Below are 15,032 nucleotides of genomic sequence, written 5' to 3'. Positions count from 1 at the left end.
GGTCGCGCCCGCCGGTGCGATGGTGGCGGCGTGAGCGCCGGCGCGCCCGGAGCCGGGCCGACCGTCCTGGTCACCGGCGGCTCCAGCGGGCTCGGCGCGGCGGTGGTCGCCGCGGTGGCCCGCGCCGGCGGGCGCCCGCTGGTGCTGGACCGGCAGCGTCCCGCCGACGGGGTGCCCTGGGTCGAGTGCGACCTGGCCGACACCCGCGCCGCCGAGGCCGCCACCCGCGACCTCGCGGAACGCTCCGGCGGGCTGGACGCCGTGGTCACCGCCGCCGGGATGGACGTACCCGGGAAGCTGGCCGACATCCCGGCGGAGACCTGGGAGCGGATCGTCACAGTGGACCTGCTCGCCACCGCCGCGGTGATCCGGGCCGCGCTGCCCTGGCTGGAGGCGTCGCGGGGCAGCATCGTCACCGTGGCCTCGACGCTCGGGGTGAAGGCGGTCGGCGACGCGACCGCGTACTGCGCGGCGAAGTTCGGGGTGGTCGGCTTCACCCGCGCGCTCGCCGCCGAACTGGCCGGCGCGGTCGGCGTGACGCTGCTTATCCCCGGCGGGATGCGGACCGCGTTCTTCGACGAGCGGGACGCGCAGTACCGCCCCGGCCCGGACGCGGTGCTCAACGAGCCGGCCGACACCGCCGCCGCCGTCATGTTCGCGCTGTCCCAGCCGGCCGGCTGCGCGGTACGCGAGATGGTGGTCTGCGCCGCGCAGGAGTCCTCGTACCCGTGATCCTGGTGCTGCGGGCGCTCGGGGTCGGCGACCTGGCCACCGCCGTGCCGGCGCTGCGCGGCCTGCGCGCCGGCCTGCCGGGCCGGGAACTGGTGCTCGCCGCCCCGGCCTGGCTGGCGCCGCTGGCGGAGCTGACCGGGGCGGTCGACCGGGTGCTGCCCACCACCGGGCCGGACCGGATCGCCTGGACCGGCCCGCCGCCCGAGGTGGCGGTCAACCTGCACGGCCGCGGACCGCTGTCGCACCGGGCGCTGGCCGCCGTCCGCCACGGCCGGCTGCTCGCCCACCGCAACCCGGACGCCGGCCACCCGGACGGCCCGGCCTGGGACGACGACGAGCACGAGGTCCGCCGCTGGTGCCGGCTGCTGCACGCGTACGGGCTGCCGGCCGACCCGGGGGACCTGGCGCTGCGGCGTCCGGCGGTGACCGGCGTACCGGCCGGGGTGACGCTGCTGCACCCGGGCGGCAAGATCCCGGCGAAGCGCTGGCCGGCGGACCGGTTCGCCCGGCTGGCCCGGGAGCTGGCCGCGCGCGGGCACCGGGTGGCGGTCACCGGCTCGCCGGACGAGCGGGCGCTGGCCGAGCGGGTCGCCCGCGACGCCGGGCTGCCGCCGGAGGCGGTGCTGGCCGGCCGGACCGGTCTGGCCGAGCTGGCCGCGCTCGTCGCGGGCGCGCGGCTGGTGGTCAGCGGGGACACCGGCGTGGCCCACCTCGCCACCGGCTACGGCACCGCGTCGGTGGTGCTGTTCGGGCCGGTGCCGGCCGCGCACTGGGGCCCACCGCCGGACCGGCCCCGGCACCGGGCGCTGGGTGCGCTCGAGCACACCCCCGTCAACCGGGATTCGACCGGGTCGGGCCGGGTAGGAACCCACCCGACATTGAATGCCATCGGGATCGACGAGGTGGTGGCTGCGGTGGCCGACGTGGAACGGGTCTCCGGTGCGGTTGCGGCGTAGCGATCCGGGCCGGCCGGGGTACGCGCGCCGGCGACGTGGCAAGGGCTGGCTGTTCCTCGACCCGGCCGGCGAGCCGGTGCGCGACACCGGGGAGCTGGCCCGGCTGCGCGAGCTGGTGATCCCGCCCGCCTGGCGCGACGTCTGGATCTCGCCGTACCCGAACGGCCACATCCAGGCCACCGGCATCGACGCGGCGGGCCGCAAGCAGTACCTCTACCACCCGCACTGGCGGCAGAAACGCGACGAGGCCAAGTTCGACCACGTGCTGGAGGTGGCCCACCGGCTGCCCGCGCTGCGCGACCGGGTCACGCACGACCTGTCGCTGCGCGGACTGCGCCGGGAGCGGGTGCTGGCCACCGTCGCCCGGCTGCTCGACATGGGCGCGTTCCGGGTCGGCAGCGACCAGTACGCCACCGGCGACGACCCCACGTTCGGGGTGTCCACGCTGCGTCCCGAGCACGCCCGCTCCCGGGGCGGCTGCGTGGTGTTCGAGTTCCCGGCCAAGGGCGGCATCGACCAGGTCCGCCGGATCGAGGACGCCGAGCTGTGCCGGGTGCTGCTCAACCTGCGCCGCCGCCGGCGCGCCCAGGAGCGGCTGTTCGGCTACTGGGACGGCCGGGCCTGGCGCGACGTGCGCAGCGACGAGGTGAACGACTACCTGCGCGACGCCAGCGGCGGCGAGATGACGGCGAAGGACTTCCGCACCTGGCACGCGACGGTGCTGGCCGCCGCCGAACTGGCCACTGTGGGTCCGCAGCGCTCCGCGACCGCCCGCAAGCGCGCCGTGGCGGCGGTGATGCGCTCGGTGGCCGACCTGCTCGGCAACACCCCCACGGTGGCCCGGACCTCGTACGTGGACCCGCGCGTGGTCGACCTCTACCACGACGGGGTGCTGGCGCCGGTGCAGCCGGAGATGCCGCGCGAGGCGGTGGAGAAGTCGGTGCTGGCGCTGCTGGAGGAGGAGGCCGGCTGACGCCGACCGGCCCCGCCGGTCCTGGGGGGAAGCGCGACGGGGCCGGAAATCTCGGCCGCCAGTTGCGGTCTCGGGGGCCACACCGGGCGGGGCCGCCCGCGGCCGGGACCGCCGCGGACGCCGCGCCCGGCCCCCCGATATCCGTGGGCCCGCCACGAACGGCACGGGCCCGGGTTTCAGTATGTACGGGACAGGTTGACGGTGGATGCCGTGCTGTTGACGATCCGTGCCGGTTCCAGGTGACGGGTCCGGTACTCCTGAGGTGTCTCGCCCTGCGCCGCCCGGAAGACCCGGCTGAAGTGCGCCTTGTCCCGGAAGCCCCAGCGGGCGGCGACGACCTGGATCGGGCGGTCGCTCAGCGCCGGGTCCGCGAGGTCGCGGCGGCACCGGGCCAGCCGCTCGTCCCGGATGTACGCGGCCACTGTGGTCTCCTCGTCCTCGAAGAGACGGTGCAGCGAACGCACCGAGATGTGGTGCGCGTCGGCGACCGCGCCCGGATCGAGCGTGGCGTCGCCGAGGTGCTGGCGCACGTACGCGCGTACCTGGGCCTGGAGTGCCCGGCGCCGGACCTCGGTGGGCATCTCGTCCTCGGAGACGAGATTGCGGCCGAGCAGCGTGGCGACCAGGTCGAGACCGACGGCGCCGAGCCGTTCCGCGTCGGCCGCGTGGTACTGCTCGGGGTTCGCGGTGATCCGGGTGAGGAAGTCGGCGACCAGCCCGCCGATGCCCTCGGAGCCGGACATCCGGCCGGCGAACAGGGGAGCGAGCCGGCGGGGCGGCAACGGCAGCGCGTCGTACGGCACCAGGGCCGCGATCGAGCGGGCGAACTCGGGTCCGGCGGGGTCGGCGTGGTGACTGAGCTCGTGCGGCCGGGAGCAGTCGTAGAAGGTGAGGTCGCCGGGGCGGCACCGGGCGCGCTGCCCCTCCTGGTCGGCCTGGCTGGTGCCGCTGAGCGTCAACGCGAGCATGTAGTAGTCGGGGTCGGAGCGCTGGATCAGTTTCGCGGTGCGCACGCAGTCCACCGACGGGTAGCGGTGGCGGATGAGCTGCATCGGGCCCAGGTCGATGAACTCGGCCCGCGCCACGAAGTCGTCGGCGTGCGCGCTGTACACCCGCAGCGGCGTCGGGGTGCTCGCCATCGTGTCCAGCCACATGCCGAAGCGCTCCCGCGGCGGCAGCGCCTGCGTGTCGAGGACCTGCCGGTGCAGCTTCCCGTCCATCAACGACTCCCCGTGTTCGTCACACCCTGCACAAACAGGACGCCCCACGGGGCCGAAAAACGACACCCGTGGGGCCGTGACGTCCGTCATTGACGGATCTGCGCACGTTCTGTTAGGAGTCCGTTCAGTCGTTCAGCACCTGGGACAGCCGGTCGCGGAACCGCCGCTCGGAATCGGTCACCGCGTCGCCGCCGAGGCCCAGGATGCCGCCGGTGGAGGCCGCGCCCACCACCTGCTCGGCGATGTCCACCAGCCAGTGCCGGTACGCACCGGCCTGCCCCTCGTCCACCCGCGCGGCGAGCAGCGCGGACGCCTGCCCGGCCCGGGCCAGCACGTCCTCGATCATCGCCTTCGGGTCCTGCGGCGTGATGACCGGCAGCTCCGCGCCGGTCTCCGGGTCGCCCACCCGGTCGACGACCTCACCGGCCACGGCGGCGACCAGCGGGCTGGCCGACTCCCGGCCGGCGGCGATGGTCTCCAGCCCGGCGGCGTTCTCGGCCATGGTGCGGCGGGTGCCGTCGGACTCGGCGGCGGCCGCCGCGGTGAGCACCGACTGCGGCAGCCCCACAAGCAGTCCCCACTCCTCGTCGGAGACGCCGAACCGGGTGTACGCCGGCTGCTCGATCACGATCAGGCCCCTTTCGCCGTGGTCGTCGTTGTCGACGGGCGCCCCCGCGGCGCCCGGGTCAGGCTAGTCCAGCTCCAGCAGGCCCTGTTCGGACACCACGCGCACGGACAGCGTCTTGTAGCCCACCTCGTCGAAGAGCACGGTCATCCGGTCCTCCTCGTAGCTGAGCACCAGGCCGGCGCCCCACTCCGGGTGGCGTACCTGGCTGTGCACCGGGAACGGCCCGACCGCGCCGTCACCCGCGACGCTGGTGCCCGCGTGGCAGTTGTCGCAGTGCCCGCAGACCTCGTTCATCTGCTCGCCGAAGTACGCCAGCAGGGCCTGGCCCCGGCAGCCGGTGGTCTCGGCGAACGCGCGCATCATGTCGGTACGCGACCGGGTCACGGTCTGCTGCCGTTCCGCCTCGGCCAGCGCGGCGCGGCCGGACTCGGCGGCCGCCGGCGCGTACCGGGGTGCGCCGATGCGCTGCTTGGCGCGTGGCTCGGCGGCCCCGATCTGCTCCAGCAGGGACAGGTACTGCCCCAGCTTGCGCGGGCCGAGGCCGGTCAGCTCGCGCAGCTCCTTGCGGTTGCGGGCCTTGCCGCGCAGCACCGCGGCGAGCTCGGTCAGCTCCTTGGAGTCCGGCAGGCCACCGCTGAAGTAGCGCTGGAGGCCGACGTCCTCGGAGCGCCACAGCAGCAGCACCCGGGCCGGCGAGCCGTCGCGTCCGGCCCGGCCGATCTCCTGGAAGTAGCTGTCCGGCGAGTCGGGCAGCGCCATGTGCACCACCCAGGCGATGTTCGGCTTGTCGATGCCCATGCCGAACGCCGACGTGGCCACCATGATCGGCACCCGGTCGGCCAGGAACGCCTCGTGCAGCTCGTGCCGGGCCGCGGTGGGCATGCCGCCGTGGTAGAAGTCGGCCGGGTAACCGGCGTCGGTGAGCCGCTCGGCCAGCTCCTCGGCCGCCCGGCGGGTCGGCACGTAGATGATGCCGGGCCGCTCGTCGTCGCTCAGCAGCGCGATCAGCCGACGCCACCGGTAGTCCTCGGTCGGGCAGTAGGCCACCTCCAGGAAGAGGTTCGGCCGGTCCAGCCCGGAGACCACCACCTCCGGCTCGCGCAGCCGCAGCCGGGCGATGATGTCGTCGCGTACCGGCGGGGAGGCGGTCGCGGTGAGCGCCACCACGGGTGGCCGGCCCAGGCCGTCGATGAGGTGACCGAGCGCCAGGTAGTCCGGCCGGAAGTCGTGGCCCCACGCCGAGATGCAGTGGGCCTCGTCGATCGCCACCAGCGCCGGCTTCAGCTCGCGGACCTCGGCGAGCCGGTCCGGGTTGCTCAGTGCCTCCGGCGTGATGAACAGGAACTCCGCGCGCCCGGCGCGGATGTCCTCGATCGCCTCGGCCTGCTGGGCGGCGCTCTCGTCCGAGCTGATCCGTACCGCGCGCAGCTCCGGGCGCTGCCGTTCGTTGAGCGCGGCGATCTGGTCCTGCTGCAACGCCAGCAGCGGGGAGATCACCACCGTCGGGCCGGGGATCAGGCTGGCCGGGATCTGGTAGATCGCCGACTTGCCGGCACCGGTGGGCAGCACCACCAGGGCGTCGCGGCGCTTCATCACGGCGCGCATGGCGGCGAGCTGGTTGGGCCGCAGCGCGGTCCAGCCGAACAGGTTCCGCGCCGCCCGGCGCAGGCTGGAGGAGTGCGTGGTCAGTTTCATCAAGCGCCTCAGCTACCCCCGGTGATCCCGCGCGAAACCGTCCGGCCCGTCACCGGAGCCGGGGCAGGATCTCGCGCTGGTACAGGTCGAACAGGCCCTGCCAGTGCGGGCCGGTGTTCGCCACGTAGACCTCGTCGAAGCCGGCCTTGGCGTACTCGTCGATCATCTCCAGGTGGGCGTCGGCGTCCCGGCCGCAGACGAACGCCTCCCGCACCTGCTCGGGCCGGACCAGTTCGGCGGCCTGCTCGAAGTGCCGGGGGGAGGGGAGCACCTGGGACAGCTCGCCCGGCACGCCCGCGTTGGGCCAGCGCTCGTACGCGATCCGCGCGCCCTCGTCGGCGGTGTCGGCGTACGCCGCCTTGAACCCGCCCTGGCACGGCTTGTCGCCGCCGCCGGACTCGCGGAACCGGCGCACCATGTCGGCGTCGGGCATGGTGCTGACGTAGCCGTCGCCGATCCGGCCGGCCAGCTCGATCGACTTCGGGCCGAACCCGGAGACGTAGATCGGCGGGGGAGTGTCCGGCCGGGTGTAGATGCGGGCGTGCTCGACCGTGTAGTGCTTGCCGTGGTGGTTGACGAACTCGCCGCGCCACAGCTCGCGGATCACCTCGACCGCCTCCTCCAGCATCTCCAGCCGTACGTCGGTCTGCGGCCAGGCGTCGCCGAAGATGTGCTCGTTGAGCGCCTCGCCGGTGCCCACGCCGAGCACGAAGCGGCCCTCGTGCAGCACCGCGCTGGTGGCCGCCGCCTGCGCGATGACGGCCGGGTGGATGCGCATGGTCGGGCAGGTGACGGCCGTGGTCACCGGCAGCCGGCAGACCTGGCTGAGCGCGCCGATGGTGGACCAGACGAACGGGCTCTGGCCCTGGGCGTCGACCCAGGGGTGGTAGTGGTCGGAGATCCACAGTGCTTCGAAGCCGGCCTGCTCGGCGCCGCGCGCCTGGGCCAGCAGCTCCGCCGGGGTGTACTCCTCGCTGGACAGGAAGTAGCCGATCTTCATGATGTGCCCTCTCCGCGGTGACCGGCGGGTCCGCCGGTGCCCGGACGGCTCCGTCGTGTCCGGACAGGGCAAGCCCTACCCCCGGCGGGCGGCTCCAACCCGGGCGGCGCGGGATCAGCGGCGGAACATGGCCCGGATCGCGATCAGCAGGAACAGGCCGCCGACCACCAGGCCGAGCAGGCGTACGCCGGGGATGTCGGCGGCGCTGGTGGCGTCGGCGAGCGGCAGAGCGGGCATGTGGGAACTCTCCCACGGGCCGTCCCGGGGCGCCAGCGGCTAACAGTAAGGATTGTTGACTATTTAGCTGCGCGGTGTGACCATGTCAGCACCCGCCGGCCCTGGCGGGTCCGTGGGGGAGACGGGGGTACGACAGCACATGAGCGAGCGGACCGTGGGATCGACCGGAGACCTGGCGGCGCTCGCCGCCGCCGTCCTGCAACCGGGGTTCGTCGGCACCACACCGCCGCCGTGGGTGTGCCGCTGGCTCGGCGAGGGCCTCGGCTCGGTCGTCCTGTTCGCCCGCAACGTCGTCGACCACGAACAGGTCGCCACGCTCACCGCGAACCTGCGCGCCGAGCGGCCCGACGTCATCGTGGCGATCGATGAGGAAGCCGGCGACGTCACCCGGATCGAGTCCGCCCGGGGCAGCTCCCGTCCCGGCAACTACGCGCTCGGCGCGGTCGACGACCCGGCCCTGACCGAGGAGGTCGCCCGCGACCTCGGGGCCGAACTGGCAGCGGTCGGCGTGACGCTCGACTACGCCCCGGACGCAGACGTCAACTCCAACCCGGCCAACCCGGTCATCGGGGTGCGCTCCTTCGGCGCCGACCCGGACCTGGTCGCCCGGCACACCGCCGCCTGGGTACGCGGCCTGCAGTCCGGCGGCGTCGCGGCCTGCGCCAAGCACTTCCCCGGACACGGCGACACCCGGGTCGACTCGCACCACGACCTGCCCCGCATCGGCGGCGACCGGGCCCGCCTCGACGCGGTCGAGCTGGCCCCGTTCCGTGCCGCCGTGGCGGCCGGGGCGCAGGCGGTGATGACCGGCCACCTGCTGGTGCCGGCGCTCGACCCGGAGCTGCCCGCCACGCTCAGCCCGCGCGTGCTCGGCGGCCTGCTGCGCGAGGAGATGGGCTTCGGCGGCGTGGTGGTCACCGACGCGGTGGAGATGCGCGCGGTCGCCGACCGGTACGGCTTCACCGGCGCCGCGGTGCGCGCGCTGGTGGCCGGCGCGGACGCGATCTGCGTGGGCGGGGAACGGGCGACCGAGGCGGACGCCCGCGAGCTGCGCGACGCCATCGTCGCGGCGGTGATCAGCGGGGAGCTGCCCGAGGAGCGCCTCGCCGAGGCGGCCAAGCGGGTCGGTCAGCTCGCCGCGTGGAGCGTCGCCGCCCGCGCCCGCCGGGTCGCCGGCCCGCCGTCCGCCGACGGCTCACCGATCGGGCTGACAGCCGCCCGCCGCGCGGTACGGGTCACCGGCGACGCCGGGCTGCTGCCGCTGACCGGCCCGGCCCACGTGGTGGAGTTCGCGCCGCCGCGCAACATCGCCATCGGCGAGGAGACGCCGTGGGGCATCGCCGCGCCGCTGACCCACCTGGCGCCCGGCACCACCACCGCCCGCTACGCCGCCGACGCCGTACCGGCCGACCCGGGCGCGACGCCCGCCGGCCGGCCGCTGGTGCTCGTGGTACGCGACCTGCACCGCCACGACTGGATGCGCGACGCGGTACGCCGGGCGCTCGCCGCCCGCCCCGACGCGGTGGTGGTCGAGCTGGGCGTGCCCGAGCTGGTCACCGGCGCGGTGCACCTGGCCACCCACGGCGCCACCGCCGCCGCGGCGCGAGCCGCCGCCGAGGTGCTGACCGGGGCGCGCTGACTCCCGGCCCGGCCGGGTGGGGAGGTCCCCCGGCCGGGCCGGGCCTCACGGCTTGCCGGCCACCAGGTCGGCGTACTCCGGGTGGCGTTCGATGAACGAGGCCACGAACGGGCACTGCGGCACCACCCGGCCGCCCCGGGCGCGGACCTGGTCCAGCGCGCCCCGGACCAGCGCGGCCCCGACGCCCTGACCCTGGAACCGGTCGTCGACCTCGGTGTGCGTGAAGACGAGCGTCTCGCCCCGGAGCGTGTACGCGGTGAACCCGGCCAGCGCGTCGTCCACCAGGATCTCGAAACGGCGTTTCGCGGCGTTCTCCTCGACCAGAAAACTCACCGGATCATTCTCCCTCCGGGCCCGGCCAGCCGGTCCAGTTCGGCCAGCAGCCGGTCCACCTCGTCGACTGTGTTGTAGTGGTAGACGCTCGCCCGCACCGCGCCGCCGCTGCCCCGCAGGCCCATGCCCTCGAAGTACTCGTAGGCGTAGTAGTCGCCGTGCGACAGGCACAGGCCCGCCTCGCCCAGCGCCGCCGCGGTCTGCGCCGGGGTCAGGCCGGCCACCCGGAACGAGACAGTCGGGCAGCGCCGGGCCGGCGCGCCGTACACGGTCACGAACGGGCGGTCGGCCAGCCCGGCGAGCAGCCGGTCGAAGACCGCCTCCTCGTGCGCCTGCGCGGCGGCCAGGCCGGCGCGTACCCGCTCCCGCCGGTCGCCGGTCGCGGCCGGATCCAGACCGGCCAGGTGGTCCACCGCGGCGGTCACGCCGGCCAGCAGCGGGAAGCTCGGCGTGCCGTACTCGAACCGGTCCGGCACCCCGTCGGCGGAGGGGAGCAGCTTCGCCGGGCGCAGCGCCGCCCAGCGCGACGGGTCGGCGACCATCGCCGCCAGGTGCGGCCCGGACCACTTGTACGCGCTCGTCACCAGGAAGTCCGCGCCGAGCGAGGCCGCATCGGTCGGGCCGTGCGGCACCGAGTGCACGCCGTCCACGCACACCAGCGCGCCGGCGGCGTGCGCGGTCTTGGCGATCGCCGCCACGTCCGGCACGGTGCCGATCGCGTTGCTGCCTGCGGTCACCGCCACCAGCCGGGTGCGCTCGGTGACCAGGTCGGCGTACTGCCCTGCGGGCAGCTCGCCGGTCGCCGGGTCGAACGCGGCCCAGCGCACGGTGGCCCCGGCCGCCTGCGCGGCCTGCACCCACGGGCGGACGTTCGCGTCGTGGTCCAGCCGGGACAACACCACCTCGTCGCCCGGACGCCAGCCGGCGCCGAGCGTCCGGGCCAGCGTGTACGTCAGCGCCGTGGCGCTCGGCCCGAGCACCACGCCCGACGGCTGCGCGCCGAGCAGGTCGGCGACCGCGGCCCGTGCCCCGGCGACCAGATCCAGCGCGCGGCGGCCGGGCAGGAAGGCGGTGCTGCGGTTGCCCGTCGCGGCGCGCATCGCCCCGGCCACCGCCTCGACGACGGCGGTGGCGGTCTGGGTGCCCCCGGCGCCGTCGAAGTGGGCGAATCCCTCGCCCAGGGCAGGGTAGGCGGCCCGGACCCGGGCGACGTCGAAAGCCATTCCGGCACCCTAGCGCGCACCCCGGACACCCCGCCCGGCGTGGCCGGGCGCACCCGCGTGCTCGGTCGCTGTGGAACGGGCCGCCTATCCTTGGACGGGTGACGATCCGACGCGCCACCTCCGCCCCCGCCCGCCGCGCCGCCGGTCTGCTCGCCGGCCTCGCCCTCGGCGCCGCACTGCTCGCCGGATGCAGCTCCGAGGGCGCCGAGACCGACTGCGGCCTCGACGCCTGCACGATCACCTTCGACCGCGGCGTGGAGGCCAGCGCCCGGATCCTCGGCGTCGAGGCGAAGCTGATCGGCGCCGACGGCGACCAGGTCACGGTCGAGGTCGCCGGGGAACAGCTCTCGCTCACGGTGGGCCAGCAGGCCACCGAGGTCGCCGGCTTCCAGGTCAGCCTGGACAGCGTCACCGAGCAGCAGGTGGTGGTGCGGGTCGCGCGCGACCTCAGCGCCTGATCCGTTTCGGCCGTCCCGGCGGGCGGCGACGTTTGGAAAATCGCCCGCCGGGAGATTGAGGGCTCATGTCTCTCACCCGGAACGCCGGAGCCACCGCCGCCCAGGCTCGAAACAGCCGGTGGCTCGAACTGTTGACCCGTGCCGGCTTCATCGGTTACGGAATCGTGCACCTTCTCTTCGCCTGGCTGGCGCTGCAGATCGCCTTCGGCCGCTCGGGCGAGGAGGGGAACCAGAACGGCGCGCTGCGCACCCTCGGTGAACAGCCGCTCGGGAAGTTCCTCCTGATCGCGACGGCGGTCGGCCTGTTCGCCATGGCGATCTGGCAGGCCCTCGAAGCGATCTCCGGCCACGTGTCCAAGACCGGCAAGGAACGGCTGTTCGAACGGATCGCCTCGGTGTTCCGGGTCGTCGTGTTCGTCTGGCTGGGCTGGACCGCGATCAAGGTCTTCCAGGACGCCAGCTCCAACGCCTCGGACCAGCAGCAGCAGCTCTCCGAGAAGCTGATGGCCTCCGACGGCGGCCGGTGGCTGGTCGGGCTGGCCGGCCTGGCGCTCGCCGCGCTCGGCATCGGCATGGTGGTCTACGGCCTGAAGAAGAAGTTCGAGCGCAACCTCAAGACCGGCGAGATGAGCCCGAAGACCCGGCAGCTCACCCGTCGCCTCGGCATGGCCGGGTACGCCTCCCGGGGCGCCGTGTTCGCCATCGCCGGCGTGCTGGTCGTGATCGCCGCCGTGAACTACGACCCGGAGAAGGCGCGTGGCCTCGACGCCGCGCTGCGGACGCTGCGCGACCAGGCGTACGGGCCGTGGCTGCTGGCGCTCATGGCGCTCGGCATCGCCGCGTTCGGTGTCTACTGCTTCTTCCAGTCCCGGTACCGCAAGGTCTGATCCTGGTCGATACCCGGGCCGCCGGGCACCATTGGGCCTTTGCCCGATGCCCGCCCGTCGGAGGGAGAGAGAGTTCGTGCAGAGTTACGTCGTGACCGTCGCCGCCGCGCTCGCCGCGGCGGCGATCGCGTTGGTGCTGGCCCAGGTGGTGCACCGGGTCACCCGCCGTCTCGGCCGCCGCTCGCTGCTGATGACCGAGCTGACCGAGCACGCGCACCGCGCGTTCCAGGTCGCGGTCACGGTGGCCGCGGTGCAGTTCGCGGTCCGGTTCACCACCGCGTACGCGGTCGGCAGCCCGTGGCGGCAGTTCGTCCTGCACACGCTCGTGCTGGCGACGATCGCTGCCGCCGCCTGGCTGGTGGCCTCGCTGCTGGTCGTGGCGGAGGACACCGCGCTGGCCCGGTTCCGGGTCGACGTGCCGAACAACAGGCACGCCCGCCGGGTGCGTACGCAGGTGGTGCTGCTGCGCCGGCTCACCATCGCGGTGATCGTGATCCTCACGGTCGGCGTCATGCTGATGACGTTCCCGGCGGTACGCGGCGTCGGCGCCGGTGTGCTGACCTCCGCCGGTGTGATCGCCGCGGTCGCCGCGCTCGCCGCACAGAGCCTGCTCGCCAACGTCTTCGCCGGTCTCCAGCTCGCGTTCAGCGACGCGGTACGCCTGGACGACGTGGTGGTGGTCGAGGGGGAGTGGGGCCGGATCGAGGAGCTGACGCTCAGCTACGTGGTGGTGCAGATCTGGGACGACCGCCGGCTGATCCTGCCCACCTCGTACTTCACCAGCCGGCCGTTCCAGAACTGGACCCGTACCGAGGCGGCGGTGCTCGGCACGGCCGAGTTCGAGCTGGACTGGGCCGTCCCGGTGCAGGCGATGCGGGAGGAGCTGCGCCGCCTGTGCGAGGGCACCGAGCTGTGGGACGGCCGGGTCTGCGTGCTCCAGGTGACCGACGCGACCGGCGGCATGGTCAAGGTCCGCGCGCTGGTCAGCGCCGCCGACGCGGGCAGCCTCTGGGACCTGCGGTGCCTGGTCCGCGAGCACCTGGTGACCTGGGTACGCGACCAGCGTCCCACCGCCCTGCCCCGGCTGCGCGCCGAGGTCGGCGACACCACCGGCCCGCTGCCCTGGCAGGCGGTGCAGCCGCGCCGCCCGGTACGCCGCCCGATCGGCACCGAGGCGCCCGACGACGCGCGTGTCTTCGGCGGCAGCGACGACGGCGACGCCCGCAGCGAGGTGTTCGTGGGCCGGGAGGAGCACGCCGAGGCGCGTCGCTGACCCCGTACCCCGATCGGAGCCCCCGGCCGCCCACGGCGCCGGGGGTTCCCGCGTTCGGGCGGCTTTCCGGCCGGACGGGTTTGGCCGGGCGGTTGCGGGGGACGTGGTGCGCACGCCCCGGATCCGGTGCCCGGCACCGGGTTGCGGCGGCGCGCGGCCGGGCGGACCGGCCGCGCCGCGCAGGATTGACGGGCGGCGACTCCGGGCATACAGCGCGGTGATGACGAAAGGAGGACAGCATGGCTGACGTCGCGAGTCGCAGCACGTCGCGGACCGGGAGCGAACCGTCCACCGCCGAACTGGTACAGCGCGCCACCGAGCAGGTCACCCGCCTGGTGCGGGACGAACTGGCCCTGGCCCGTGCGGAGCTGACCCAGAAGGGCAAGCACGCCGGGATCGGGATCGGTCTGTTCGGCGGCGGCGGGGTGATGGCGCTCTACGGCGCCGGTGCCCTGGTCGCCACCGTGATCCTGCTGCTGGCACTTGTCATGCCGGCGTGGCTGGCCGCCCTGATCGTGGCGGTGGCGCTGTTCCTGCTCGCCGGGATCCTGGCGCTGGTGGGCAAGAAGCAGGTCAGCCGTGCCGTCCCGCCGGTGCCCCAGGCGGCGGTCCGCAGCGTCCGGGCGGACGTCGACACGGTCACCGCCGCGGTGAAGGACGGGAGGCGGGCATGACCGGTAACGGGACCGGGGACGTGGCGGCGCTCCGGGAGGAGATCCGCCGGACCCGGGTGGAGCTCGGTGAGACGATGGAGCTGCTCGCCGCCAGGGCCGATCCGAAGGCGCTGGTGCGGCACTCCGCCGAGGCGGCGAAGGCGCGGATGCGTGAGCAGGCGTCGCTGACCGCGGCCCGGGTGCGCGGGCGGGCGGCGGAGCGGGCCCGGCTGGTCCGGGCGCAGGCGTACGAGAAGGGTGAGGCGGTCGGGCGCAACCCGTTGCCGTGGGCGGCCATCGCGGCCGGCGCGCTGGTGACCGCGGTGGTGCTGGTGATCGTCCGAGGGAGGCGCAGGTGAGCGGGAAGATCGGCAAGGCGGCGTACAGGCCGGTGGGGGTGCTGCTCGGCCTGGCCGCCGGTACCGTCGCCGGCGCGATCTTCCGCCAGGTCTGGAAGGTGACGGCGGGCGACGGCGAGGCGCCGAGCGCGACCGACGAGGACCGCCGCTGGGGCGAGGTGCTCGCCGCCGCGGCCCTGCAGGGGGCCATCTTCGCGGTGGTGCGGGCCGCCGTCGACCGGGGCGGAGCGGTGGGCGTACGCCGGTTGACCGGTCGCTGGCCGGACTGACGTAAAGGCCGGAAAGGCCCCTTTCCCGAGCGCGGGGAAGGGGCCTTTCGCATGGCCCCGGCGGGGCCGCGTAGCGCCGTCCGCGCGACCTTCAGGTCACATGTCGGAGAATTTCGTCCGCTAGGCTGTGCGAAGTTTTTGCGTACGTGGTTTGCTGTCTCACGCTGTTGAGAGACGCGTGGGTTGAGAGAAGTCTCCTGCATTGGGGGCCGCCTCAGGCGCCGCTGCTCGAAAACGGCCAATCGGCCGCACGGCGTGCTCGGCCGCCAGTTTTAGAAGGAGATACACATGGCGCAGGGAACCGTGAAGTGGTTCAACGCTGACAAGGGCTTCGGCTTCATCACCGTCGACGGCGGGGGTGCTGACGTGTTCGTCCACTTCTCGGCCATCCAGACCAGCGGCTACCGCACGCTGGAGGAGAACCAGCGGGTGGAGTTCGAGATCGCCCAGGGTCAGAAGGGTCCGCAGGCCGAGCAGGTCCGCCCCATCTGAGTCTC

The 15,032-nt window shown here is 74.3% G+C and carries 18 protein-coding genes; 11 read left to right on the top strand and 7 right to left on the bottom strand.

Annotated features, from left to right (window positions below):
* Positions 1-30: 30 nt before the first annotated feature.
* From M8C11_RS05280 to M8C11_RS05270, 3 genes are read left to right on the top strand one after another with little or no spacing between them, the layout of a single operon-like run.
* Positions 31-732, top strand: a complete 702-nt coding sequence (locus M8C11_RS05280) for an SDR family oxidoreductase (RefSeq protein ID WP_252448598.1) — start codon at positions 31-33, stop codon at positions 730-732.
* On the top strand, positions 729-1,688 hold the full coding sequence (locus tag M8C11_RS05275) for a glycosyltransferase family 9 protein (RefSeq protein ID WP_252448596.1): 960 nt from the start codon (positions 729-731) through the stop codon (positions 1,686-1,688). Before M8C11_RS05280 ends, M8C11_RS05275 begins: the two co-directional genes overlap by 4 nt.
* Positions 1,672-2,661 (top strand): DNA topoisomerase IB, encoded by a 990-nt coding sequence (locus tag M8C11_RS05270; RefSeq protein WP_252448594.1) that lies wholly within the window; start codon positions 1,672-1,674, stop codon positions 2,659-2,661. The genes M8C11_RS05275 and M8C11_RS05270 overlap by 17 nt, the downstream gene beginning before the upstream one ends.
* Before the next feature lie 176 nt (positions 2,662-2,837).
* Here the strand turns inward: M8C11_RS05270 and M8C11_RS05265 are convergent, their stop codons facing one another.
* The 5 genes from M8C11_RS05265 to M8C11_RS30190 all read right to left on the bottom strand — a co-directional run bounded on the left by M8C11_RS05265 (position 2,838) and on the right by M8C11_RS30190 (position 7,441).
* On the bottom strand, positions 2,838-3,881 hold the full coding sequence (locus M8C11_RS05265) for a helix-turn-helix domain-containing protein (RefSeq protein ID WP_252448593.1): 1,044 nt from the start codon (positions 3,879-3,881) through the stop codon (positions 2,838-2,840).
* Between the two features lie 124 nt (positions 3,882-4,005).
* On the bottom strand, positions 4,006-4,509 hold the full coding sequence (locus M8C11_RS05260; RefSeq protein ID WP_013285406.1) for a hypothetical protein: 504 nt from the start codon (positions 4,507-4,509) through the stop codon (positions 4,006-4,008).
* Between the two features lie 63 nt (positions 4,510-4,572).
* On the bottom strand, positions 4,573-6,204 hold the full coding sequence (locus M8C11_RS05255; protein WP_252448592.1) for an ATP-dependent DNA helicase RecQ: 1,632 nt from the start codon (positions 6,202-6,204) through the stop codon (positions 4,573-4,575).
* Positions 6,205-6,253: 49 nt separating this feature from the next.
* Positions 6,254-7,204 carry a TIGR03557 family F420-dependent LLM class oxidoreductase gene (locus M8C11_RS05250; RefSeq protein ID WP_252448591.1) on the bottom strand — a complete coding sequence of 317 codons (951 nt, stop codon included), beginning with the start codon at positions 7,202-7,204 and terminating at the stop codon, positions 6,254-6,256.
* Between the two features lie 114 nt (positions 7,205-7,318).
* The gene (locus M8C11_RS30190; protein ID WP_255474080.1) at positions 7,319-7,441 is read right to left on the bottom strand and encodes a hypothetical protein; all 123 of its coding nucleotides are present in this window, start codon (positions 7,439-7,441) and stop codon (positions 7,319-7,321) included.
* 139 nt (positions 7,442-7,580) lie between these two features.
* Between M8C11_RS30190 and M8C11_RS05245 the strand changes: the two genes are divergently transcribed.
* Positions 7,581-9,080: a glycoside hydrolase family 3 protein gene (locus M8C11_RS05245; protein ID WP_120570592.1), complete on the top strand. Its 1,500-nt coding sequence runs from the start codon at positions 7,581-7,583 to the stop codon at positions 9,078-9,080.
* A 45-nt stretch (positions 9,081-9,125) separates the two neighbouring features.
* Here M8C11_RS05245 and M8C11_RS05240 read toward each other — a convergent pair whose 3' ends face one another.
* Positions 9,126-9,413 carry a GNAT family N-acetyltransferase gene (locus M8C11_RS05240; RefSeq protein WP_252448590.1) on the bottom strand — a complete coding sequence of 96 codons (288 nt, stop codon included), beginning with the start codon at positions 9,411-9,413 and terminating at the stop codon, positions 9,126-9,128.
* The gene (locus M8C11_RS05235; protein ID WP_252448589.1) at positions 9,410-10,636 is read right to left on the bottom strand and encodes a cysteine desulfurase-like protein; all 1,227 of its coding nucleotides are present in this window, start codon (positions 10,634-10,636) and stop codon (positions 9,410-9,412) included. Before M8C11_RS05235 ends, M8C11_RS05240 begins: the two co-directional genes overlap by 4 nt.
* 98 nt (positions 10,637-10,734) lie before the next feature.
* Between M8C11_RS05235 and M8C11_RS05230 the strand changes: the two genes are divergently transcribed.
* From M8C11_RS05230 to M8C11_RS05200, 7 genes are all read left to right on the top strand, one after another.
* Positions 10,735-11,094 (top strand): hypothetical protein, encoded by a 360-nt coding sequence (locus M8C11_RS05230; protein ID WP_252448588.1) that lies wholly within the window; start codon positions 10,735-10,737, stop codon positions 11,092-11,094.
* 65 nt (positions 11,095-11,159) lie between these two features.
* The gene (locus M8C11_RS05225) at positions 11,160-11,981 is read left to right on the top strand and encodes a DUF1206 domain-containing protein (RefSeq protein ID WP_252448587.1); all 822 of its coding nucleotides are present in this window, start codon (positions 11,160-11,162) and stop codon (positions 11,979-11,981) included.
* A 76-nt stretch (positions 11,982-12,057) separates the two neighbouring features.
* A complete protein-coding gene (locus M8C11_RS05220) occupies positions 12,058-13,254 on the top strand; it encodes a mechanosensitive ion channel family protein (RefSeq protein WP_252448586.1) in 1,197 nt (398 codons plus the stop codon).
* 239 nt (positions 13,255-13,493) lie between these two features.
* A complete protein-coding gene (locus M8C11_RS05215) occupies positions 13,494-13,928 on the top strand; it encodes a phage holin family protein (protein WP_013285414.1) in 435 nt (144 codons plus the stop codon).
* Positions 13,925-14,266 carry a DUF3618 domain-containing protein gene (locus M8C11_RS05210; RefSeq protein ID WP_013285415.1) on the top strand — a complete coding sequence of 114 codons (342 nt, stop codon included), beginning with the start codon at positions 13,925-13,927 and terminating at the stop codon, positions 14,264-14,266. The genes M8C11_RS05215 and M8C11_RS05210 overlap by 4 nt, the downstream gene beginning before the upstream one ends.
* Positions 14,263-14,535 carry a DUF4235 domain-containing protein gene (locus tag M8C11_RS05205; protein ID WP_120570586.1) on the top strand — a complete coding sequence of 91 codons (273 nt, stop codon included), beginning with the start codon at positions 14,263-14,265 and terminating at the stop codon, positions 14,533-14,535. The genes M8C11_RS05210 and M8C11_RS05205 overlap by 4 nt, the downstream gene beginning before the upstream one ends.
* A 288-nt stretch (positions 14,536-14,823) precedes the next feature.
* Positions 14,824-15,027 carry a cold-shock protein gene (locus M8C11_RS05200; RefSeq protein ID WP_007075740.1) on the top strand — a complete coding sequence of 68 codons (204 nt, stop codon included), beginning with the start codon at positions 14,824-14,826 and terminating at the stop codon, positions 15,025-15,027.
* Positions 15,028-15,032 lie beyond the last annotated feature (5 nt).

The sequence above is a fragment of the Micromonospora sp. CPM1 genome (assembly GCF_023896895.1).
Taxonomy (GTDB): domain Bacteria; phylum Actinomycetota; class Actinomycetes; order Mycobacteriales; family Micromonosporaceae; genus Micromonospora; species Micromonospora tulbaghiae.
The sequence above is the reverse complement of the archived record's forward strand: the minus strand, read 5'-3'. Positions and strand labels throughout refer to the sequence as shown.

What these genes read in the sequence shown, in the direction of transcription:
- M8C11_RS05265 (WP_252448593.1), bottom strand. Translation starts at nt 3,881, where the DNA reads ATGGACGGGAAGCTGCACCGGCAGGTCCTCGACACGCAGGCGCTGCCG.
- M8C11_RS05255 (WP_252448592.1), bottom strand. Translation starts at nt 6,204, where the DNA reads ATGAAACTGACCACGCACTCCTCCAGCCTGCGCCGGGCGGCGCGGAAC.
- M8C11_RS05250 (WP_252448591.1), bottom strand. Translation starts at nt 7,204, where the DNA reads ATGAAGATCGGCTACTTCCTGTCCAGCGAGGAGTACACCCCGGCGGAG.
- M8C11_RS30190 (WP_255474080.1), bottom strand. Translation starts at nt 7,441, where the DNA reads ATGCCCGCTCTGCCGCTCGCCGACGCCACCAGCGCCGCCGACATCCCC.
- M8C11_RS05245 (WP_120570592.1), top strand. Translation starts at nt 7,581, where the DNA reads ATGAGCGAGCGGACCGTGGGATCGACCGGAGACCTGGCGGCGCTCGCC.
- M8C11_RS05235 (WP_252448589.1), bottom strand. Translation starts at nt 10,636, where the DNA reads ATGGCTTTCGACGTCGCCCGGGTCCGGGCCGCCTACCCTGCCCTGGGC.
- M8C11_RS05225 (WP_252448587.1), top strand. Translation starts at nt 11,160, where the DNA reads ATGTCTCTCACCCGGAACGCCGGAGCCACCGCCGCCCAGGCTCGAAAC.
- M8C11_RS05215 (WP_013285414.1), top strand. Translation starts at nt 13,494, where the DNA reads ATGGCTGACGTCGCGAGTCGCAGCACGTCGCGGACCGGGAGCGAACCG.
- M8C11_RS05210 (WP_013285415.1), top strand. Translation starts at nt 13,925, where the DNA reads ATGACCGGTAACGGGACCGGGGACGTGGCGGCGCTCCGGGAGGAGATC.
- M8C11_RS05200 (WP_007075740.1), top strand. Translation starts at nt 14,824, where the DNA reads ATGGCGCAGGGAACCGTGAAGTGGTTCAACGCTGACAAGGGCTTCGGC.